The sequence below is a fragment of the Pseudomonas sp. Irchel s3b2 genome (assembly GCF_900187445.1).
Lineage (GTDB): Bacteria > Pseudomonadota > Gammaproteobacteria > Pseudomonadales > Pseudomonadaceae > Aquipseudomonas.
In genome coordinates this window covers 590,133-612,494 of sequence record NZ_FYEB01000001.1, presented here as the reverse complement: position 1 = coordinate 612,494, position 22,362 = coordinate 590,133, and the positions used below count along the sequence as shown (strand labels likewise).

Annotated in this window: 18 protein-coding genes; 8 read left to right on the top strand and 10 right to left on the bottom strand. The window is 55.1% G+C overall.

Annotated elements, in window-relative coordinates:
• Positions 1 to 31 precede the first annotated feature (31 nt).
• The 5 genes from CKW20_RS02915 to CKW20_RS02895 are packed head-to-tail and all read right to left on the bottom strand — an operon-like array spanning position 32 to position 9,815.
• Complete coding sequence (locus CKW20_RS02915) at positions 32 to 1,804, bottom strand: AIPR family protein (protein ID WP_095051586.1); 1,773 nt, start codon at positions 1,802 to 1,804, stop codon at positions 32 to 34.
• Entirely contained in the window at positions 1,801 to 2,814 is a 1,014-nt protein-coding gene (locus CKW20_RS02910; RefSeq protein WP_095051585.1) for a PD-(D/E)XK motif protein, read from the bottom strand. The genes CKW20_RS02915 and CKW20_RS02910 overlap by 4 nt, the downstream gene beginning before the upstream one ends.
• A complete protein-coding gene (locus tag CKW20_RS02905; protein ID WP_095051584.1) occupies positions 2,798 to 5,707 on the bottom strand; it encodes a Z1 domain-containing protein in 2,910 nt (969 codons plus the stop codon). The genes CKW20_RS02910 and CKW20_RS02905 overlap by 17 nt, the downstream gene beginning before the upstream one ends.
• The gene (locus CKW20_RS02900; RefSeq protein WP_218227987.1) at positions 5,704 to 7,161 is read right to left on the bottom strand and encodes an ATP-binding protein; all 1,458 of its coding nucleotides are present in this window, start codon (positions 7,159 to 7,161) and stop codon (positions 5,704 to 5,706) included. Before CKW20_RS02900 ends, CKW20_RS02905 begins: the two co-directional genes overlap by 4 nt.
• Positions 7,162 to 7,199: 38 nt before the next feature.
• On the bottom strand, positions 7,200 to 9,815 hold the full coding sequence (locus tag CKW20_RS02895) for a sigma-70 family RNA polymerase sigma factor (RefSeq protein WP_177434531.1): 2,616 nt from the start codon (positions 9,813 to 9,815) through the stop codon (positions 7,200 to 7,202).
• 529 nt (positions 9,816 to 10,344) lie between these two features.
• On the opposite strand from CKW20_RS02895, the gene CKW20_RS02890 reads away from it, so the two are divergent.
• The 3 genes from CKW20_RS02890 (at position 10,345) to CKW20_RS02880 (ending at position 12,984) form a co-directional block, all read left to right on the top strand.
• Positions 10,345 to 10,764 (top strand): very short patch repair endonuclease, encoded by a 420-nt coding sequence (locus CKW20_RS02890; protein WP_095051581.1) that lies wholly within the window; start codon positions 10,345 to 10,347, stop codon positions 10,762 to 10,764.
• A 390-nt stretch (positions 10,765 to 11,154) separates the two neighbouring features.
• Positions 11,155 to 11,664 (top strand): Bro-N domain-containing protein, encoded by a 510-nt coding sequence (locus tag CKW20_RS02885; protein ID WP_095051580.1) that lies wholly within the window; start codon positions 11,155 to 11,157, stop codon positions 11,662 to 11,664.
• A 330-nt stretch (positions 11,665 to 11,994) separates the two neighbouring features.
• Positions 11,995 to 12,984 (top strand): hypothetical protein, encoded by a 990-nt coding sequence (locus CKW20_RS02880; RefSeq protein ID WP_095051579.1) that lies wholly within the window; start codon positions 11,995 to 11,997, stop codon positions 12,982 to 12,984.
• Between the two features lie 6 nt (positions 12,985 to 12,990).
• Here CKW20_RS02880 and CKW20_RS02875 read toward each other — a convergent pair whose 3' ends face one another.
• Together CKW20_RS02875 and CKW20_RS02870 are read right to left on the bottom strand one after the other, a co-directional pair.
• Complete coding sequence (locus CKW20_RS02875) at positions 12,991 to 13,674, bottom strand: hypothetical protein (protein ID WP_095051578.1); 684 nt, start codon at positions 13,672 to 13,674, stop codon at positions 12,991 to 12,993.
• 109 nt (positions 13,675 to 13,783) lie between these two features.
• The gene (locus CKW20_RS02870; protein WP_095051577.1) at positions 13,784 to 14,602 is read right to left on the bottom strand and encodes a sulfite exporter TauE/SafE family protein; all 819 of its coding nucleotides are present in this window, start codon (positions 14,600 to 14,602) and stop codon (positions 13,784 to 13,786) included.
• A gap of 112 nt (positions 14,603 to 14,714) precedes the next feature.
• Here CKW20_RS02870 and CKW20_RS02865 point away from each other — a divergent pair, with 112 nt between their 5' ends.
• Entirely contained in the window at positions 14,715 to 15,482 is a 768-nt protein-coding gene (locus CKW20_RS02865; RefSeq protein ID WP_095051576.1) for a helix-turn-helix domain-containing protein, read from the top strand.
• A 145-nt stretch (positions 15,483 to 15,627) separates the two neighbouring features.
• Here CKW20_RS02865 and bglX read toward each other — a convergent pair whose 3' ends face one another.
• Entirely contained in the window at positions 15,628 to 17,856 is a 2,229-nt protein-coding gene (bglX, locus tag CKW20_RS02860; RefSeq protein ID WP_371857400.1) for a beta-glucosidase BglX, read from the bottom strand.
• Between the two features lie 339 nt (positions 17,857 to 18,195).
• On the opposite strand from bglX, the gene CKW20_RS02855 reads away from it, so the two are divergent.
• Together CKW20_RS02855 and CKW20_RS02850 are read left to right on the top strand one after the other, a co-directional pair.
• On the top strand, positions 18,196 to 18,513 hold the full coding sequence (locus CKW20_RS02855; RefSeq protein ID WP_095051574.1) for a helix-turn-helix transcriptional regulator: 318 nt from the start codon (positions 18,196 to 18,198) through the stop codon (positions 18,511 to 18,513).
• 11 nt (positions 18,514 to 18,524) lie between these two features.
• Entirely contained in the window at positions 18,525 to 18,785 is a 261-nt protein-coding gene (locus CKW20_RS02850; protein WP_095051573.1) for an XRE family transcriptional regulator, read from the top strand.
• Positions 18,786 to 18,837: 52 nt separating this feature from the next.
• On the opposite strand, the gene CKW20_RS02845 is transcribed toward CKW20_RS02850, so the two are convergent.
• Positions 18,838 to 19,896: an MBL fold metallo-hydrolase gene (locus CKW20_RS02845; protein ID WP_095051572.1), complete on the bottom strand. Its 1,059-nt coding sequence runs from the start codon at positions 19,894 to 19,896 to the stop codon at positions 18,838 to 18,840.
• A gap of 214 nt (positions 19,897 to 20,110) precedes the next feature.
• On the opposite strand from CKW20_RS02845, the gene CKW20_RS02840 reads away from it, so the two are divergent.
• Complete coding sequence (locus CKW20_RS02840) at positions 20,111 to 20,719, top strand: TetR/AcrR family transcriptional regulator (RefSeq protein ID WP_095051571.1); 609 nt, start codon at positions 20,111 to 20,113, stop codon at positions 20,717 to 20,719.
• Positions 20,720 to 20,860: 141 nt separating this feature from the next.
• Entirely contained in the window at positions 20,861 to 21,406 is a 546-nt protein-coding gene (locus tag CKW20_RS02835; protein WP_095051570.1) for a DUF1003 domain-containing protein, read from the top strand.
• Positions 21,407 to 21,412: 6 nt separating this feature from the next.
• On the opposite strand, the gene CKW20_RS02830 is transcribed toward CKW20_RS02835, so the two are convergent.
• On the bottom strand, positions 21,413 to 22,354 hold the full coding sequence (locus CKW20_RS02830) for a LysR family transcriptional regulator (RefSeq protein ID WP_095051569.1): 942 nt from the start codon (positions 22,352 to 22,354) through the stop codon (positions 21,413 to 21,415).
• Between the last annotated feature and the right edge of the window lie 8 nt (positions 22,355 to 22,362).

The following is a 22,362-nucleotide window of genomic DNA, read 5'->3' as shown; positions in this document are numbered from 1 at the left end:
GTTTTGAACTTTCGCTCTGAGTAATGGGGTGTCAGAGCGTCTCAGGAATATCGACCAAGGGAGGAGAGTACGGTCGAGAGAACATAGCCTCTAGACACTCTGGACGCTTTGCCCATTCAGAGATCATCCTGCCATTTGCTGTCTCATGAAGACGGTCATTGACTTCCCGAGCCCAAATTTCGATCTGCCTAACAAGCTGAGGAGAAATACCTTGTCTGCTCCAGACACGCTCGTGGTTAAAGGACTTGCCGTAAGCCTGAGAAATTAATGCAACAGTGTAAGCCGCAACGTTCGCTAGAAAGGCAGGCACCAATGGTCGCGCAGTCTTGTGGACCGCCTTGAACAGCAAAGCTTTCGAGACAATAGCCTTAAAATAAGGAACATCTGGAGTAACAGCCGTACCTTTAGCCTCAACGTCAGTCATACCAGACATGAACCGATCAAAGCACTTCTGTGCGCCAAGACTGACAACATCAGCGTGGCCATCCCACGCAGTGGAGTATTTCGCCAACTCAGTTTTTGTTATTTTCCTCGAGGTTGGTACAGACTCCCTCAGGGCGCGAAGCTTCGCTGGAGTGACACCTTCACGTGAGAGTAGAGTGTTGTAACTGCCCGCAGCCCTCTCGTAGAACCATCGGCCCATACCATCAGGGCAATAGACCGAAAGCGATAACCGCTCAATATCAACATGGAACGGCTTGTTGGCTGATAGATCTGATTGCCGAACAGCATTTTGACTGTTGGCATAACGCGAGATGTCGGAGACCAGTGCCTCTTCTTTTGCAGGATCCTGCTCTTTCATAACGATGATTTTAGCTGGGACACGAACCTTGCTCAAATCCGTATCTTCATACTTCTTTTTGGCAAAGAAAATTGAAGCCGTGGTTTGGCCACCATTAACGATTTGCATACCACGTAACCAAGCAATGCCCGGCGATCCATCCAGGGCGCGATCCAACCGCATCTCGTCAGCGACTAATACAATCCCGTTATTGTAAGCCATGAATCTTTCAGGGGCATTCCGCAAAGTATTCTGCAGTCCCGCGTTCACACCTTTCGCCTTCACGCTTAAGAAAGAGCGCACATTAGCCTCGAGTAGCCGAGGGCCAAACTTCTCATAAACAAACCGAAGTGCTTCACCAGGGATCGCGGTAAGTGCGTAGTCATAATCCCCTGTTTCACCTGGTACAAAAACGCATGGGAGCGGGGAGCCGGACACATCATTGAAGTCAATGACTAGTTCATCTCGAGGCTTACCCTCAGAACGATGGCGGTAAAGCCTCTCCATATCCATGACTTCAAGCTTCACGTGCTTACCGCCAACGTCTCGGGATTTGAAACTCTTCGACTTCGCTATACCGTCCGTAAGCACGTAAACACGAACCTGTTCAAGCCCGTCGTAAATTTCTCGGATCGTCAGTGCAAGGGAATGGACGTCACTTGAGGGATCCAGTTTTTCAGCAATACGCCCGGCTGCACAGAGTTCCAAGAAACGAACACATTGGGCCGCTGCTGTCTTGATGTCTTGATCGGGGATCGGGTTGAGGCTTTCGAAGCCTTCATACAGACTTACGAACAGGTCAAGCTGGTCAGCGTCTTCTGACATCGCATAGCCGCTTAAGCGCAGATTCGCGTTGCCGACCTTCCCCTGAAAATGGCAGACAACTGGATCGAAAGTCATTCCAGCATCAACGAGGTGCTGCATCACTACTTCGGAAAAAACGAGCTCACCAAATGTGGCGCCATCAGACATCTGGGTCGCTATCTCGCTCCTGGTCTCTGCGAAAAAGTCATCAAGCGTCATCCCGTTACTCCTAATTGTTTCAGAGCCGCGTCGAGGTCCGAGAGGAAGTCTCCGGCGTGGTCCAGATTGATTTCATAGAGGGTCCGAATGACTCCAGCGGGAACAGTTCCCGGCGTCAACCTCGGGAAGCCTTCGGATATAGAGAAGACCCGCCTCTCCTTCGATTCGAATTTTCGGGTGTAGTAACTTGAGTGGCCTTCGAAGTAACCAGCAACCATTAGCCTCTCTCTAAAAAAGTTGACAGTTCCAAGTTCGCCACCTAGTCGTAGCTCGGTTTTCGTAACCAACTCAGGAAGAGTGTGCCCGCCCTCCTCATGCGAAAAACGCTCGGCAGCGAGAAAGAGAGGCGATGCTACGGAGTCGTCCAACTGCTCAAGGGAGGTTATTTTCACAGGGAAGCCTGCCGTGGACATCGTAGCCTTGACTTCAATCGCACCGTCTCCCAAAAGGAAATCTTGCGGAGCGTCATCTGGTCCCACCCAGCCTTGGAGTACCTCCTCAGCCGGTATTCCTGATTCCAGTAGAGCAATCATAAAGTTGAGTTCGCCTGTCAGACCGAGTTCTGCCTCGAGACTGAGAGGATTCGCACCACGCGACATGAACTGCTTCCAAGCAACTACTCGCCCAATTAAGACCCGCAACAACTTGGTTTCGTCAACGCCAGTAGCTGCGGTCTCATCCAAAGCGCCAACTACATCGCAAACCATCGCAGCGAAGAGTTCAATGCTTCCAGCTTCTTGCCGAGTGAGAGCTAACCTAAGCCCTTCAGAATTTACGGGTTCAGCTCTCTCGATCAAGAAGCCCTGCCCCTCGGGAAATTTTTCCGTGCGGGCCAACTTAGCAGTCGGAAAGCAGAACAGTATCGCCTCGACGTTGGCGGGCGAGCGCCGCCCTGCCTGCACTTCGACAGGCCCAGAAGGAGCAAGGGAAATAACCTGCCAGCCTGGTATGGTGTCATTTCCGGAAAGCGACGACCAAGCCAGCAGGAACTCTTCATTCGGACGGACCATATTCTTGCATCCAGTAGAGGAGGTTAACTTCGTATTCCACGCTGATTGGGTTGTCGCTGCTGGGGAACGCGATGGCGAAGGCCATAATGGGCTTGCTCCATCCGCGGACGATTAGCCGTTCAGGCGTCTTTTCCTTGTAGAAGTACGGCGTTAGTGGGTAGAGCAAAAGCAATCCGCAGTCCGCGTCCCCACCAAGTTTTCCACGAGTTTCGCGAATACCCTTGCCACTAGGGAAGTTCGGCAAAGAGGTTCGGCCGCGTGAAGGTTCAGGCTTCCAAGCCGCGCGAGTAAGAGCCAATGCCTCTCGCCAAGCGTCATCGCTGAGGTCGATACCTTCGTCTTTGGGGTCGGTGAGCACACCAATGGCGAAACTCTTAGGATCAACCTTTTCAGGATCGACAGAATCCTCAGTCTTGCGAATCGAATAGTTCTCCGAAGGTTCGCCTCCGGGAAATACGTGCTGATCTCCATCACCATAACCACCGCCGAGCAGCGCGACGCTCCACTTCGTCAATTGCCCGGTGCCGACCATCTTGGTTATGAATTCCGACAGCAAGACAGCTTTGGCGCTTGTGGCATTCGGATGGGTCGCGTAAGTGCCAAGGAACGTTAGAACGTTGGAGACGCTGACATCCTTCCAGAGACGTGCACTTGGCCATGAGTCCGGATCACCATCGCGAGCATGCTTCGGCGAATCCTCCCATGAATTGCCGAGTGAGCCGATTAGAGCGTCGGTAGCATCGAGATTCTGTTGCTGAATCTTCGCATCACGATGAAATAGGATGGTTTGCGGTCGAGTCCCGCTGTAAGTCAACGAGAGCGTCTGTGCGTTTCGCATTTTCAATGGAGAGGTGACAGTGAGCACCTCATGCGACATCACTTTGAGCCCGTACTGCTCCGGCGTTAGCTTCGCTTCGGCCATAAAGTCGAACTCCTCCCGTAGTTCCTCCGAAGCATCGGCAATGTGGCCGAACCACTTCACCAGATCAGGAGAGGTGTAGAGGCGACACAAATCAAGGTAGCCTGGACGATAGCCGAACCAGCGGCCCATTTGCATGAGCGTGTCATACATCTTTGTCGTACGCACGAAGTAGCTCACACACAGCCCCTCCAGCGTCAGGCCACGGGCAAGCTTGTCACCGCCAACCGCAATTACCTTCAGCACCGCGCCGGGTGTCACATAATCCAGCGCGTCTTTCGCCGTGCCGTTGATCGAGCGGACCTCAATGTCATCCAGCACGTCAGGTAAAACTGCAAGGATGTCATCCCAGCTCGGCATAGTTGGAGGACGATCCTCGACCGGGGAGAGTTCTGCCACTTGATCGCGGATGGGGAGAAAATCTTTATCCCAGAGCTTGCGCAACTGCTCTAGCTGCTCTTCGGCATCAATGCCGCGAGTGATCTTCTGGCGCATGCGACGCACGGCCGCCTCAATCTGTTCGCGTACATGGTTTTGCACATCTACGAAGCGGGTGACGTGAACTAGCATCGAATTGTGCTGGCCATCCTGGCCGCGTAGCTCTCGCACCGCACAAGCCAGTACGAAAGCGCATATTGCCTCATTCAGGGAAGGCGGAATGACCTCCTGCCCCTTGTAGGTCGGGACGTGGGTCTTTTTGTGCTTGGGTGGCATCCATCCTGAATCCTTCTCGGCATCATAGTGATCTGCGATGCTCCGTGAGAGGGGAAGCGCGCCCTCGCGTCCGTCCTTAGTCATCTTGCCGAACATGCGAGCAGGGCCCACGTAGTTGGAAGGGGCGGCGAGGTTGATTATGAAAGACCTAGGGAAGAGATCCGGGCCTTCCTTAGCCGTTGCGCCTTTGTGATGAATAAAGATGTTTGCAAAAGGGGTAGCCGTGTAACCGACATAGGCTTTGCGTGAGAATGCGTGCAGTAACTGGCGGATGAGGCGATTAATAGTTTTAGGCTGATGCTCCTCGTCCGGCGTGCCGTCGTCGTTGAACATCTGCTCACCTGTATCGACCGAGGCGTTATCTGCCTCGTCGTCGATCATCAGTAGAGGTAGCTTCGTGACGAGCTTACGTCCATCACTCGCGTCTGTGCTATCGGCTACTCGCTTTTGTATCCAATCCAACAGGGCAGTTAAGACAGTCTTCTGTTTCTTAACCACAAAAAGCCATGGCCGCTCCTCAGGAGAGATGCCGTGGAAGTGTTTAGCGATAGCGTTGTTAAAGTCGCCGTTTTCCGCGCGCGTGGTCGCAGAGTTGGTTTTCAGATCTTCACCGAACTCAGCTACGCCAATGGGCATGCCCGGATCGCGGTCAATGGTCGTCTCGTAGCCTAGAAAGCTTTCCTCTAGCCGCATTTGGGTTTGTGAGCGCAGGTTGTTGTGCATGCCGGCGAGCACGATGATTATTTTGTAGCCCGCATCGGCCGCCTTACAAATGAGCCCAGAGTAGTTACTGGTTTTCCCGGACTGTACATGTCCGACAACAAGTCCTCTGCGATCCCAGTCATCTCCACGCTGTGGATCTTCCAATAGACCCAGGATGTCGTCTGTGGCCTCATCAATCCCTTCAACCACTGTATCGGAGAGCTTGGACTCCAAAAAGTCCTCGTAACGCCGCCAATATTGCCAATCACGTTTGCGCGCAGCTGTGAGCCAGTCAAAGTGGCCCGCGTTGTCTTTCAGCGTGGTCGATTTGCCGATCCAGTGACTAAAGCGCTGAATTAGCGTGGCTACAGCCTTTCCCTGATCCACTATATGAGGTGAATCGCCAGAGAACATTGTCGTCGCAAGCCGGACCTTCTCGGCAATGAGAGTCGGGGTAATTTTGGACTTATCCTTCTCGGTCTTCACCAACCGCTGCGCAGTAGCGATAACATTTTCCAGCAACTCCACTTGCGCAGCTATCTCTTCCGCTGAGGTCATTCGTTCTCCCCTAATTTGGCAATCAGTGTTGGGTACTTTTGAAATGGCTCGGTCCTAAGCATCGATTTGCGAGCCTCTTCGATGCTTAACCCCTTGCGTTCGATCAGGTCATTAAATAGTACGCCTGCAACCTCGATCACAGCTGCGTTGGGCTCCCCCTCGAACCCGGTGCGTGGCGTTTCTTTGTTCTCGGCTGTATCGAGCCATATCCGCTGTACAGGCACGGTTTCCTCGACGACCCGTAGCATGGCCCGAACAAGGCTTGCATTGCCTCCAACAGCCTCAATCACCGCGGCCACCGCCGGATGCCTCTCATCAATGCGGTAGCGAATACCATCCTGTAACCTATCGACACGCCATGCTTGCTGCTCAATCTTGAGCCCTCCAGGCCCGGGCATTGGCGTGCCCCGAAAAGCAAAAACTCTTCTGGCTCTCTCTCTCGTATCCTCAGCCAATTTCGTAAGCCATGGACGCACTGTTACGGGAGGCCGGGCGGTGGACTTCTTGACGTCGATCTTCCAAGCGGAATCGGCTGTATTAGGGATGTCCAACCTGATCCTAGCAAGCCGATGAGGCTCCTCTCGGTTCCATGCACGTCCCTGTCCAATCCCAAGCCACCCGCCTGCCAGAAGCAGACGATGATTGCGATATACGTAAAATCCTTGTTGAGAGGTCCACCCTTCTGCCCCACCCGACCTACGGAACTCCTCTTCAGAAAGCCGATCCTTGTGTGGTAAAACGTGGCATTGAGCCTCCACGAGGCCTGATGGCGTGAGGATTCGGGCTACTGGCGAATGCCACGGCTTCGCAGGGTGCCCTGTCATAAAGGGATCCCATGGATTAACCATCTTTCCGTTGAGGAACAGCCGTAAAACCGGGCTCGGCCCTTCTAACAGGCGATGGAACACCATTGCCAAACGTAGCTCAACATCGTCTATCAAGTCGGAAAAGTGATCAGGGGTATAGCCAGCCGTGACGATTCGATCCAACTTTTCCCAGAGGACTATTGTTCCGGAGTGAAGTGCATCGGCCGGCTCAACGAATGCTTCGGAGCCATGAGCTGCCCCCTCAAACATCCTCCATCCAATGTCCGTCGATGCAGCTATAGCATCGAGATCCCAACGCAGGCAGGAAACCGGACCAGTCACCCGTCTAGATGCGACAGTGAGACAGCGGCACTGAGAGAAGGATGCGGTTTTCAAGCCCATCCCAAAACGACCGAGATCACTAGCCGCACGGTCATCAAGGGGACTTTTAGCACCAAGAGTCATTGCTGCCTCTAACTCGGCGTCGTCCATGCCTCGTCCGTTGTCCAAGATGGAAATCCGACTTTTCTCACCATCCCAGGCGAACGTCACATGTATTTCTGACGCTCCGGCGGAAACACCGTTGTCAATCACATCAGCTAAAGCTGCGGAGGTCGAATATCCGAGGCCACGTAGGGCTTCCAGCATCGCGCCGGCTCGCGGCGGGGCATACCTAGTGCGTTCGTTCATTTGACGTAAGTAGTTCCAGAAAGAAGTGTGAAACCGATATCAACCATCCGGCGGGCTACTTTACGAACTCGAGCATCCGGCTGTGCTGGCAGTAATACGTGAATTCGGCCATCACCAGAAGGTTGCTCTTCAACACGAAGGCCAAGAGCCCTAGCCTCATCTAGAAGATCGAATAAACGTCGCTCCTGAGGAGGGACACTTTTCTCCTCCGGAGACTCGGACAAACCAGACTCATCTAAGACCTCATGAATGATCTCCAAACTCTCAGCTACCGATTGACGAGGCTCAACTGCACCGTGGTGTTTGGCACGTTCAGTTGTGATCGCCCCTAGCTGGGCCCCTGAGGATAGGGATTGTTTTACCTCAAAGTAGTCGCCTACATACAAGGCTAACTTTCCCATTCTTATCGGATGGCATAGTTTTTTAAGTGCCTTCGACTCGATTTGTCGAATACGTTCACGAGTAACATCAAATAGGAACCCAACCTCTTCCAAGGTCATGGCGTCATCTTGGCCCAAGCCAAAACGGAGAGTGATAACCTTGGCCGAACGTTCGTCAAGTTCTCCAATCATGTCTAACAAAATTGCCCGTAAAGAAGCGTTTTCTGCAGCAATCGCCGGGTCTGATGGCTCCTCCTCCATAAGGATATCGAGCAAGGAGGTTGTGGAACCTTCAAAACGTTCGTCCAAACTGCTGACCTTCTCGAATACGGTCAAAAGAAGCTTGAGCTTATCGAGGGCTATCCCTGTTCGATGGGATGTCTCGCGCTCGCTTTCAGCCCCCCCCATCTGAAATTCGAACTTATCCCGTTCACGTAAAATATTCCTTGCCAAGTCTTGCATGTGAACGGGAACACGGACCGCTCGCTCCTGATTAGCAATTGCACGCGTAATTTGCTGGCGAATCCACCACGTCGCATAAGTGGAAAACCTGAACCCTTTGCGCCAGTCGAAACGTTCGACCGCCCTCATCAGACCTATATTGCCTTCCTGCACAAGATCATCAAAAGGAAGCTCAGACCATCGATACTTATTGGCTATAGAAAGCACCAAACGAAGGTTAGAAAGAATCATCCTTTCCCGTGCTGCTTCCTGGCGTCGAATTGCAGAAGAGAAGACTGCACCTGCCAAATCACAATCTGCCTTTCTCGAAAGCTCGATGAGAAAAACTCGGGAAAGATTGGCGGCAGCAAGCGCATCACGGACTTTCAAGGAGTCATTGCCGGCAGAACGCGCAGCTGAAACTGCAGAGACGAAGGTTGCTGCGACCGAATCAAGTCCGAATTCATCGTCCTCGTGCTCAACTTCCTCACCGGAAGATGTCTCACTAGTGCTCTCGTTACCCTCAGTTTCGCCAACAAGATCATCTCGAGAGATGAACGCCTCATGACTTGCTTCCCCGCGAGCTACCTTGTCGGCAGCTTCAAAAACGAAACCAAGGCCCAAGGGCCAACACGAGAGCGCATCCAGCGCCTGCCTCCTTGCGTCCTCCATTTCCCGGCCTAAAGCTAATTCCTCTGCTGCCAGAAGTAGGTCTTTTTTCACCCCCTTTGCGTAGAATCTCAGCGGCTCGTTGCGACCTGACGCGAGGTCTTCAACGAACTCCAAGATCTCTGATAGCCCAAATTCTTCGTCAGTAGTCGGCTCAAGAAGATCCGACTGCTCGGCCAACCCCGTCCACTCATCGATTACAATGCCGAGATCGCCCAAAACGAAAGTCAGAAGACGTTCAGTATCTTCATTGCGAGAAATGTCAACCTCTCGACATACATCGATAAGAGCTGTCTCGGATACAGTACCTTCGCGCAATCCCCGGAAGAGCAAGCCACGGATGCCCTCGCCATTATCATTCGCTAACGGAAGCGCCCTTTCTGGAAGAAACAGATCGACGTCGTCCCATTCCACATCGGTGTCGATCGCCTTGTGCTGACCTATCGTTCCTTGAAGCGCGCTGATTTCTTCAGCTACGGTCATGTCCCCCTTTGGGACAATCGCATCGGACTCCGCCACCCAGTCATCTTCGAATCCAAAATCGAGAGGCTCATCGTCTAGGTCAATTAGATTGGAGCGAGTCTCTGCTTCGCCATTCACGACGATATGCTCGCCAGTTCGGAGGCAAGGCCGCTCCTCGCATCTGGCGGACTCAACTACTGAGCGGGCGTCGGACACAACGACTTCATCGACCTGAGACGCCACCTCAGCCTTTTCTTCCTCCGCATTGTGATACGACGATTCGCTCGAAAAGGAGGGATGAAAGGGCTCCGTCGCCTGCACGTCGATCTGAGGCGAATCCTCATCACTTACATCGTTTTCATTTACTTGGACAGAAAAACCAAGAGCCTCTCTCAACAGAGCGATACATTGGGCACACTCCCCCATCTCCGCGTGTTGGAGAGCGTTCCTGCCTTCGGAGTCGAGAAGCTCCGGCTTCGCGCCAGCAGCGAGAAGCAGCTGCACAATGCCCTTTTTCCTTCGGGCGGAGGCCAGCATCAGAGGAGTAGCGCCTCCCCCGTCGCGAGCATTGAGGTCGTCACCCCGCGCTATGTGGAGTTTGACTGCGACCTCGACACCGGCGATGGTCGCCATGCGCAGCAGAGGGTTCAGCTTAACCACGGAGCGCCCCATATAACCATGCGTCTGCCTCATAAGTCGCTTTCGCAACTATGATTCTAGAAATGAGTTGGCTGCATATATCTATTTTCAGGGGCGACTCCTTGTCCATGTTCCACTCCTCTAAGACTGCGAACTCATGGTCAACCTCAAAGCTGGCATGAACTTAACGACAAAGTGATTGAATGTGAGCCCTTTAGAAATCACTTGTGTTAATAAGTCATTAGATGCTGCAGTGGCGCAATGCCATTCACAATATCTACTTGTCATAAGCACGTAAAGGAAGAGCGGAGCCACCACCGAAGCCTAGGATAAAAAACTGACCTTGGCTCAAGAAAACCTTAAGTCAGAGCAACGCGTGTCGGTATCGTCGCGTCGGAGAGGTAGCTGCATCGTGCACATGAATCCAGTCGCTGCTGGGGATCAACGTGCTAGCGGTGTGAGCGAACTTCGGCAAGAAAAAGCTAAAATTGATTGAGGCGGTACCGATCAAAAAGTCGAGTCAATGGACAAACCCGGACGCATACATTGAATGAGTGCAGACATAGTCACCCCAGAACATCGTTCCAAAATCATGTCGATGATCAAGGGGAGAAACACGAAGCCTGAAATGGTCGTGCGATCGATTTGCCATGAAATGGGGCTTCGCTATCGCCTGCATAGGAAGGATCTGCCGGGAACACCTGACTTGGTGTTCCCCAAGCACCGACTGTGCATATTCGTCCACGGCTGTTTTTGGCATCGACATCCTGGCTGCAAATATGCGTACACGCCCAAGAGTAGGCTTGAGTTTTGGCTGCCAAAACTGGCTAGAAACGTTGAGCGAGATCTGAATACTCAGCAAACACTGCTCTCGCTGGGATGGCGAGTGGTAGTCGTTTGGGAATGCGACACCAAAAATAGAGATCTCCTACGCACTGAGATCCAGAAAGCGTTCGGTTTGAATGCTTAAGGCCTACGCATTTTCGTCTGAAAAATGATGAACGATTTTGAAGGGTTGACCGTGCGGCATTGACCCCCTAGGCTCTCAGTTCGGCGCCTAAGAAACGCCTCAACCAGAGCGGCCCTCCGCACCCGATAGTCATGCGGCTTTTTTTCGTCTGCGGTTTCTCTACGCCTGCGAGAAAATCCCCGTTATGTCGGGAGTGGGCGAATACAAGACCCGAAAGGGGAATATGTCCGGCCCGTCTCTGGTGGGTTTCTTAGCTCCCGACACCCATAACGAATGCCCTAAGAAAGCAGCCAGAGGTAAAGGAAATGCCTGAATACCCATCCTTCACGATGAAGGTGAATTGCCGTACCCGCAGATCGAATCCCGTGCTTCTGTTTCAGGAGGTACGCCATGTCTGAACCACTCATACCAACCCTTTTCACCCGTCACAACATCTACCTTCACGCCCTTCTCGTGGAGAACCAAGCCTGGTTCTGCGCTCATGACTTAGGGCGCTTGATGGGCAAATTCCTTGATGAACGCATGTCGCGCAAACTCGATGCTGATCAACGACAGATGATGTTTGTCTACGCCCACGGAGCTGCAGAAGAACGCTTGATGGTGAGTGAATCAGGTGTTTATGCGTTGCTGGTTTATCACTACTGCCCGGAGTATCGATTGCTGCGAGAGTGGCTGACGCATCAGGTGGTGCCTGCGCTGCGTGACGCTCGACCATCGCGAGCGGTCGAGCGTCCGATGTTGAGTGTTCTGGATTGGCCTCAGATGTCGCTCAGCATGCTGCACTGGCAGGATGAGCCCTGGATTCGATTGCGGGATATGCCTTGTGTGTTGGCGGATGGTCCGTTCAATCGGCGTGAGTCCTGGTGGCGGAAGGCTTCCCGGATGTTGCGCGGGTTCTGATTGTTCGTCGCGGCATAAAAAATCCGCTGTTTGAGGTTCAAGCCGCGGATTTTGTTATGGGGCATCTTCACTGAAGCCTTCGGCCTGAGCCGCCGCGTTTGCTGGGTTTTGGGCTGCTGCGCAGCCCAGCGGGAGCAAGCTCTCTCGCCACAGTAAGCGGTCTTACCACAGTCAGCGCAAGGCATATGGACTGTGTTGAAGTTGAGAATCGCGAGCAGGCTCGCAGTTTGTTTCTCGCCTCGGGTTTTGCGCTGTGTTGAAAACAGTCAGTGCAACCCGCCTCGCCTCCCGCTATTAATACCCTTCCCCACTCAAGGACCCGGGCCCGCCATGAAATTCGACCTCGCCTACTGCCTCAGCCTCGACGATAAGCTGTCGATCTATGATGTGCGCGATTTGAATTTCGACGAGACGATGGAGTTCGATTCCGCCAAGGAGCATTTCCAGTGCCCCAACGATGCCTGCCGTTCAGCGTTTGATACGACCAATGTGTTGGGGACGTTCAACGCCAAGAACGTGAATTACGTGCGCACGCCGCACTTCAAGAACATACCCAGCACGCGGCATGTCGAGGGTTGTCCTTATGCCAGCTTGAAGACGCCGGCGTCGGGGCTGGAGGTGGACGGTGCGGAATCGGATGACAGTCGGGAGGAGCATTTTCCGTCGGAGTTGTTGCTGACTCGGCGTGAGTATGTGCGTAAGCCGTCGAACCCAGCCGTGGCGGCGGATGTCATGCGGGATGACCCAAAACCAACTTCAGCGGTCAGTAACGTCGAGCATCCGACTCGGGAGTCGGCGCCGGACAAGACCAGTGTCTTCGCCCATCCGGTGGAGTGTTTTGTGTCGAACTTCGAGGACAAGGAGCTGCTCAAGCGCATGCCGCTGAAGATTGGCGAGCACACGGCGCCTTATGGGTCGTTCTTCAAGAAGATCGAATATCTGCAGGACAATAAGGGGCTGATTTACTGGGGAAAGATCAAGGAGATCAAGGATTACACGCAGAGCTTTCGCATCGATTTCGAACAGAAGGTCTGGTTCAAGCAACCGGACGAGGCGAAGAAGAAGCCTTACTCGGTGAACGTTTACTTGAGCAAGAAGCTGATCGACAACTACCGCAAGCGCAAAGCGTTTCTGGAAGAGATCAAGCACGCCGTCGACAGCGACGCGCAGTTGTATTGCTTCTTTTATGGGGTGACACCGGAGTTGAAGCAGGTGCCGAGCAAGAAAAACCCCGAGCAGACGTTCGGGGTGTTCAGTGCCAATATCGAGAACCTGGATCACTTCATTATTCGTGAAGCGCCGGGGTTGGCGGAGAAGTAATCAGCCTTACTGAAGACGACTCTCCAGATCTCTGATTTCCTGCTTCACCTCTTTACGCCGATCACGTGCAGCCTGAATAACTTGCTCATCCCGCCCGCAGTAGGTGCGCAACCAGTGCGCCATCATTTCCTCGCTCGGGTAGTAATAGTCTTTATGACCTTTACTGCCTCTGAGGAAGTCGTTCATCTGCGCGTCGAAACGGCCGGCCGCATACTCATCCGGCGGTAAGGTGCCCCACTCCGCAGCACAATCCTGGAAGAACCAGGCGATATCATCGATGTGTTTCTGCGCACCACGATGTCGGCGTTTGTATAGCCGGTACTCGCGATTGCTTTCCTCGAAGCGCTCCATCATCGGCTCATCTTCGACCCACTGCAGGATATCGTTCTGCCCTGCGTGGCGTATCAGGCCATTGATCCATCGCTCGGAAAACCGATGAACAAAACCCTCGACGTCAGCTTTTTTGGCGTCGGCGAAGATCATGCAGTAACGGGTTTGTACATGGATGACGAATAACACGTGCTTGCGTTGGACGGTGATGGCATGGACCAACCACTGTTCGGTGAACTCACCTTGCTCATCGTCCTCAATGGTGGGCGATGGCGGTGTGTCTACTGGGCTGATTTTTTTACCTTTGTGCACGCGACTGAAGAAATTGCTGGCCGCTTCGGTGCAGTTAAAGATCAGCATCCCTGGTCCTTTGATTGATAAGGTTGTGTCGCTCAGTCCGGTCGCTCTGCTACTGAATCTTGAACAGTGCGAAGGCCTATTCTTGCGAATAAGCCGACGGATTCCAACCTTACTTGGCGCACATACTCAGCATTACCAAAACCAGCAAACCAATATAAACCCGCGCATGCACCCGATCCGGTATCCGCCCGATCCACGGTGTGGCCAGCCGGATGCCTATCATCGATCCGGCAGTCAGCACCGCAAACGCCAGCACATCCACATAACCGATAAACCACGGCCCCAGATCAAACTCGGTAAAACCCGCCATCGCCATGTAAGTCAGCGTCCCGGCTACCGCAACCGGCAAACTCAACGGATTGGCCATGGATGTCGCCTTTGACATGCTCAGCCCACAACGCCGCAACAACGGCACGGTCATGACGCTGCCGCCCACGCCGAGAAACGTGGCGATGGTACCGATGCCTACACCGCCGCCAGACACTTCTGCCCTGCCCAATCTCCGTGGGATTACAGCGTCAGACTGTGTGAGAAAACCGCGTCGGAACAAGCAGTCCAGAATCGTCACGCCGAGGTAGGCGATGAAGGCATAGCGAATCAGCTCACCACTCGCCGACATCGCTGCAACGGCTCCGACGATAGCGCCCAGGCCGATGAACCCGCCCAATGGCCACAGGTAATGGCGAATGAGATTACCGGCGCGGTGATGCTTTGCGGTGGCGATCAGGGCGTTGACGATCATCACGCAGGTCGAGGTTGCAACGGCAATGTGCATTGCCGATTGGCTGATGGGGTCGTCGGCGCCTTGGCTGGCCGTGAGCATGCGGTATAGCAAGGGCACGACGACGAATCCGCCGCCGAAGCCGAACAGTACGGCGGTGACGCCGGTCATGCAGCCGAAGAGTGCCAGCAAGAGGTAGAAGAACATCGCACATCGTCCGTTGGTTGAGAGTGGCCGACGATAGAGCGATGGGGCTTGGCCTGCTTCAGCAAGTCAGCCAATAATGTTTGCGTTTACGCCAACCGCTGGATGCCGCTCGATGCGCAATGTTTCGATTGATCTGCTGGACGATACGCCACGACCGGTGGTGGCTATCGGTACGGATTACCCCGACGGTCGTCTGTTGCCGCGCCATACCCACCGGCGGGCGCAGTTGTTGTACGGCGCCACCGGGGTGATGCAGGTGAGCACGCACGACGGCAATTGGGTGGTGCCGCCGCAGCGGGCGGTGTGGATTCCCCCGGGGGTGGCGCATGAGGTGTTGATGCTGGGGGTGAGCACTCGCAGCTTATACATCGAACCGGGGGCGGTTGATTTGGGCAATCGCTGTCAGGTGATCAGTGTTTCGCCGTTGATGCGGCATTTGCTGATGGAGGCGGTGGAGGTTGCGCTGGAGTACGACGAGGCCGGGCGTGATGGTGTGCTGATTGATTTGTTGCTGCATGAATTGGCTCGTAGCGCTCATTTGCCGTTGCACATTCCGTTGCCTCCGGATTCGCGGCTGCTTGGGTTGTGTCAGACGTTTCTTCGGCAGCCGAACGCTCACCAATCGCCGCAACAATGGGCTGATCAGTTGCATATTAGTTTGCGTACGTTCAATCGTTTGTTCCGCCAACAGACCGGCCTGAGTTTCAGCCAATGGCGGCAGCGGGCTTGTGTGGTGCTGGCCTTGGCGCGGCTGGCGGTGGGCACGCCGGTGACGCGGATTGCGCTGGATTTTGGTTATGACAGCCCGGCGGCATTCTCGACGATGTTTCGTCGGGTGCTGGGGCAGGCGCCGTCCGTTTGGTTGGAGGGGGCGAAATAGCGAGCTCGCGGCAAGCGCAGAACCCGTAGGAGCGAGGCTTGCCCGCGAAGAACGATGACGCGTAATACCTGAAAAACTGCGGTGTATTCTTCGCGGGCAAGCCTCGCTCCTACAGGTTTTGCGTTATTTTCTTTACTGATCGGTCTTAGCCACTGCCTTGTTCTGACAGCAACTCAAAACTCTTCTCCTTCACATCCTGGGAATCCAGACCGATTTGCACCCGGAACTCGCCCGGCTCGGCGACGTGTTCCAACTGGGCATTGAAGAACTTCAAGTCGTTCTCATTAATGCTGAAGTGGACCGCTTTCTCCTCCCCTGCCTTGAGCATGATTTTTTGAAAGTTCTTCAGTTCTTTGACCGGACGGCTGACGGATCCAACGACATCGCGGATATACAGCTGAACCACCGTTTCGCCGTCACGCTGGCCGATGTTCTTCACCATGACGCTGGCGACGAGATTGTCAGTCTTGCTCAGTGTGGTCGAAGACAGGGCCATGTCGGTCAGGCTGAAGTCGGTATAACTCAGCCCGTAGCCGAAGGGATAAAGCGGCCCATGGGATTGATCGAAATATTGAGACGTGTAGTTGCGAAGCGCCCCCGCTATGTAGGGGCGACCGGTGTTCAAGTGGCTGTAGTAATTGGGGATCTGCCCCACGGAGCGTGGGAAGGTGATGGGTAGCTTGCCGGACGGGTTGTAGTCCCCGAACAACACATCGGCAACGGCGTTGCCTCCCTCGGAGCCGCTGTACCAGGTTTCCAGAATCGCATCGGCCTGTTTCTGCTCCTTGCCGATGGACAGTGGCCGGCCGTTCATCAATACCAGTACCAGCGGTTTGCCGGTGGTTTTCAGGGCGGTGATCAATTCACTCTGGCGCCCGGGCAGATCGAGGCTGGTTCGACTGGCCGCCTCATGAGACATGCTGCGGGGCTCGCCCACCACGGCAATCACGACATCGGCTTGCTGTGCAGCCTTGACCGCTTCGTCAATCATTTCTGCTGCCGGACGGGGGTCGTTCGCGATTTCGGACACGCCCTGGTATTCCAGGTATTTAACGACCTCCTGATCCTCCTCGAGGTTGGCGCCTCGGGCATAGATCAGCGAACCCTGGTTCATCGCGTTTTTCAGGCCGTCGTAGATCGTTACCGATTGCGCGGGCACGCCGCTTGCGGACCAACTGCCCATGATGTCGACGGTACTTTTTGCCAATGGGCCTATGAGTGCAATCACACCCTCTTTTTTGAGCGGCAAGAGCCCGTTTTCATTCTTCAGCAGCACCAATGTCTTGCGTGCCACCTCACGGGCCTGCGTTCTGTGCAGACGGTATTCGGCGTTGTTATCAGCGGGGTCTTCACTGGCAATGCCGATGCGTCGGTAAGGGTCTTCGAACAGCCCCATGTCGTACTTGGCCCCCAGCACTTCACGCACCGAGTTATCAATATTGCTCTGGGAAATAGCGCCAGACTCAAGCAGCCCCTGTAGCTCCGGACCATAGGAGAAGTCGTTCATGCTCATATCAACGCCAGCCCTGATCGCGAGCCTGGCCGCTTCGCGGGGGTTCTTCGCAACACCATGCTGAACCAGATCGTTTATCCCGTTATGGTCGCTGATGACCAGCCCCTTGAAGCCCCATGCCTTGCGAAGCAGGTCTTGCATCAACCATGCATTGGAAGCGGCTGGCACGCCATTTATCGAGTTAAGCGCCACCATCATCGCCCCCGCGCCACCTTCAATCGCCGAACGATAAGGTGGCAGGTAATCCTGGTACATCCGGGCCAGGCCCATGTCGACGCTGTTGTAGTCGCGTCCACCCTCGACAGCTCCATACAACGCAAAGTGTTTGGCGCTGGCCATGATGCTGTCGGGTGCATTCGGGCTTGCGCCCTGGTAGGCCTGGACCATCGCTTTGGCAATGCGTGAAACCAGATAGGTGTCTTCGCCGAAGCCTTCGGAGGTGCGCCCCCAGCGAGGATCCCGGGCGATATCTATCATCGGGGCGAAGGTCAAATCGATACCGTCGGCACTGGCTTCTTTCGCGGCTGTTCGACCGCTCAACTCGATAGCGCCAATATCCCAGCTGGACGCCAACGCCAGGCCAATGGGAAAAATGGTTCGATGGCCGTGTATCACGTCCCAACCGAAAAACATCGGTATTTTCAGGCGGCTTTGTTGAGCCGCGTCCTGCATGGGTCGGTTTACGTAACGGGATACAGAGCCGTAGGTACCACCGATCCGCCCGGCGGCGATCTCTTCGCGTATTTTTTCGGGCGTCATCTTTTCATCAATAGCGATCAGCCGCAGTTGGCCGATTTTTTCCTCCAGGGTCATCTGATTTATCAGGTTGCTGACAAAGGCCTCTTTGCTTAACGATGCCATATCAGCCACGACGGGCAGACTTGTAAAACCGATCAGGGCACATAGCAGACGTAGTCTTTTCATGATTCCCTTCCCTGCATAACGCTGTGACGCACTGCGTCATAAACGCCACCTTTCCTTGTATTGAAGATCAGAAAGCTGACGTTCAATCATTGCTGCTGACGGGAGCTGAAAGCCTTGAGCTTTCAGGATCCCGCATAGAAACAGCGTAGTCGCTCCCAAGCTCCTGCCTGACTGAAAAATGTAATCAATCAAGAAAATGAGATTGATCCGGGATCAAAACAACTGTACAAAAACACAGTACATTTTGAATCAGCACTCTCGAGCCCGGAGAACACCATGGCCAATCTTGCGATGAAAATTACCCTGGAACGTATCGCTCTCTTCCAGTTCACCCCCGCCCACTGTGCCCAGGCCCGAGCGATGCTGGGCTGGAGTATTGAAGAGTTATCCGAGGAATCCGGGGTTTCCGTTGACGCCATTCAGCGTTTCGAGGCGGAACGCGATGTGCTGGATGTCACCCGGCTGGCGTTGGCGTATCGGTTTGAGTCGCAAGGTCTGGTGTTCTTCCCGGGGTTTGCACCGGGCAGAGGGATGAATGTGCGAGGGTCGACGCCGGATCCGGTGGGGCGGGCGGATTATGCGATGGTTGAGTGAGGTGTCAGCAGATGAATGAAATCGATGGAAGCAACAGCTGCGTTTATGAGGCGCTGGGCTATCCCGAGGCGGGTGAGAGGCGGGCCAAAGCCGAACACGTCATGAAGATTGGCCTGCTCCTCCATACCGATCGGCTGAGTAAGACCGAGGCTGCGCAAAGGCTCGGACTGTCTCAGGAAGAACTGGACGAAATACTGAGTGGAAAATCTCGCGATTTGACCGTGGCAAAGATCTCGGAATATCTAAACCTGCTACTGGATGAACGCAGATAGATGGGTTCAGAACTCGGGCCGCTCCCACGGCAAGCGGCCCGGCAGCACAACATCAAGCGTTCTGAGGCGCCATCGGATCGCTGACACCTTCCAATTCCACCCACCAGGTATGACCACGCTGCGGATACATCACATTGAACGCCTCGCCCATCTGCGGTGTGGTGATCGACACGTTCCGCTCCCAGGCCAACGCCAAAATACGGTCGAAAGGTTCGTACCAGGCGTGCATCGACAGGTCGAAGGTGCCGTTATGGATCGGCAGCAACCAGCGCCCTTTAAGGTCTATGTGGGCTTGCAGGGTTTGCTCGGGCTGCATGTGAACGTGCGGCCACTCGACGTTGTAGGCGCCGGTTTCCATGAGCGTCAGATCGAACGGACCGTACTGTTCGCCGATGCGTTTGAAGCCGTCGAAGTAGCCGCTGTCGCCACTGAAGAAGATCCGTGTGTCGCCGTCGATCATCACCCACGACGCCCAAAGGGTGCTGTTGCCGTCGAACAGGCCACGGCCGGAAAAGTGCTGCGACGGTGTGGCGACGAATTGAACGCCATCGACCTCGGTGCTCTGCCACCAATCCAGTTGGCGCACTTTGCTGGCATCGATGCCCCACTTGATCAGCGTGTCACCCACGCCCAGCGGGGTGAGGAAGTAGCGGGTCTTGTTCGCCAGTTTCAGGACGGCCTGATGATCGAGGTGGTCGTAATGATCGTGGGACAGGATCACCGCTTCAATCGGCGGCAAGTTTTCGAGGCTGATCGGAGCCTGATGGAAACGCTTGGGGCCGGCCCATTGCACCGGCGAGGCACGCTCGGCGAAGACCGGATCGGTGATCCAGAACTTGTCACGCAGTTTCAGCAGTACGGTGGAATGACCGAGGCGATAGACGCTGTGGTTGGGCGCAGCGATCAACGCAGCCTGGGTCAGAGTTTCCACTGGGACGGGAGTGGACGGACGGGTGTCGCGTGGTTTATGGAAGATCATGTTCCAAATAATGCGCAAGGTTTTGCGAAAGCCTTCACGCTGCACCGGCACATGATTTCGGTACTGCCCTTGCGCCTGTCGAGACGCGTCGGACGTTGAGGCGCTATGCGCAGGGGACGTTGAAGTGGCCATGACTGAATGACTCCAGAAAAACCGCTCATTAGCGATTTCTTGCTTGGGACGATAAATGGCCAAGGCATGCACGCATTAGCCGCAGATTCTATTTTTTACCGGGCAGGATTAACAAAACATTACACTGCACAGTGTAGTTTCAAGGTTGCATCAAAGCCGATCACAAGTAAACTACCAAGTGTAGTTATCCACTTCTTCCTGCCTAAGCGTATTTATGACAGCCTCACAGCGCCTCACTGACCGTAAACGCGAAGCCATCATCCAGGCGGCGATTGCCGAATTCCGTGCCAACGGTTTCGACATCACCAGCATGGACAAGATCGCCGCCACCGCTGGCGTGTCGAAGCGCACGGTGTACAACCACTTTCCGAGCAAGGAAGAGTTGTTCGCCGAAATTCTTAATCAATTGTGGGCGCGTGTGACGGCTGAACAGGAAACGGCCTACCGCCCTGACCTGCCCCTGCGCGATCAGTTGCGCCTGATGTTGCAGGCGAAACTGCAGATGCTGTCCGATGACAACTTTCTCGACCTGGCGCGGGTGGCGATCGCCGCCACCATCCATTCTCCAGAGCGCGCACAGAACATGGTCGCCCGAATGGGCGAACGCGAAGAAGGTCTGACTGTGTGGATTCGCGCTGCCCAGGCCGATGGGCTATTGAAACCTGTCGCACCCGAGTTCGCCGCGCAACAGGTCCAGGGATTGCTCAAGTCCTTTGCCTTCTGGCCACAGATCTCCATGGGCCAGCCAGGCTTGTCGCCCGAGATGCAGCACACCGTTGTGGAGTCGGCGCTAGACATGTTCCTGGCCTGTTATGAGCTCTGAATCAAGCTGCAAAAAATGACAATGTCCGCGGCTTTATCGCTGACCGGTCGCTCTGAGTAGAAACACCGAAATGTGTTTCAGGATGAAACTGGCGCCGGAGCTATAGTGAGCCTCAGTCCCAGCGGCCATGCAGAGAGCACCATGAGCACCCCGACCCGCGAAACCGAAACCGAACTCACCGGCCCCGTCGATCACCTGCGCTTCCATCGCCCTCACGCTCACCTGGCACCTACTTTCGGCACCGACCGTTTTGCCCTGCGCGCCGAGGCCTTTGCGCGATTCTTCGGCACGCCGACTTTTCTCGGCGCCCAGACCCTGATTGTGGTGATCTGGATTTGCCTGAACTTGTCCGGCGTGACCGATTTTGATCTGTACCCGTTCATCCTGCTCAACCTGGCGTTCAGCCTGCAAGCGGCCTATGCCGCACCGCTGATTCTGCTGGCCCAGACGCGTCAAGCGGCGCGGGACAAAGCCCAATCAGACGCGGATGCGCGACATCGTGAAGCCTTGGCCGTGGCCAACAGCGATCGTCAGGCCCAGGCCGCGCGACACACCGCGCAACTGTTGGAACTGCTGGAGCAAAACACCCGGCTCACCGAAATCACCAAAACCCTGACCGAACGCATCGAAAGCCTGACGTCGGAAATGCATCAACACTTCGTAGGCAAAGAGCCGCCGAAGGCGTGATCCGACTCAAGGTAACTTCAGCGCCCGCCCCAACTCATCGAACAACGTCACCACCGAGCGCAATGCGCGGCAGTCTGGTCGAGTAAGCAACCACAGTGCGGTGTCGTAACCGTGCAAGGGCTCGGTCAACGGTTGCAGTCCGTCACCGATGAGGAAGTCAGGCAACGCCGCGACGCCCAGCCCGGCCCGCACCAACTCGGTCACCGACAACATGCTGTTGCATCGATAGCTCGGCGTCACGCCAGGCAACTGCTGACGGCGCCAGGCGACGGTGGGGTGATCGGGCAGGAAGTCGTCGGGGGCGATCCAGGTCAATGCAGCCAGGTCGTGGGAATCAACCGATTGCAGATAGGCCGCGCTGGCACAGACCCGGTAGGAAATATCCGCCAGACGCCGGCCAACCAGATGCTCGGGCGGTGTGCGGGTCAGCCGCAACGCGATGTCGGCGTCGCGACGGCTGAGGTTGGCGAAATCGTTGGAGGTGCAGAGTTCAATGGTCAGCGCCGGGTAAGACGGCATGAACTGCGCCAGCGCCGGCAACAACAAACTTTGCAAGACTGAATCAGTGCAGGTCAGGCGCACGGTGCCGCTGATGACTTCACCGCCCTGCTCCACGCCAATGCGCGCCGCCTCCAGCGCTTGCTCCGCCCGCTCAGCCTGCTCGGCCAGGGTCTGCGCCAGTGTGGTCGGCAGGTAACCGGCGCGGCTCTTTTGGAACAGTTGCTGGCCCAGCGCGGCTTCCAGTCGGCGGACGGCGCGAAACACCGTCGACACATCGACCTTCAATAACGCCGAGGCCCGGGCCAGAGAGCCGCCGCGCACCAGGGCGAGGATCAGGGACAGGTCCGGATAGTCCAGTCTATAGTGCGTCGGTGCATTGATCACTTGGGATAATGCCAATATTGATTGCGTGAACGCCAATCTATAGTGGCTGCCAGGAATCAACAAGCGTCGAG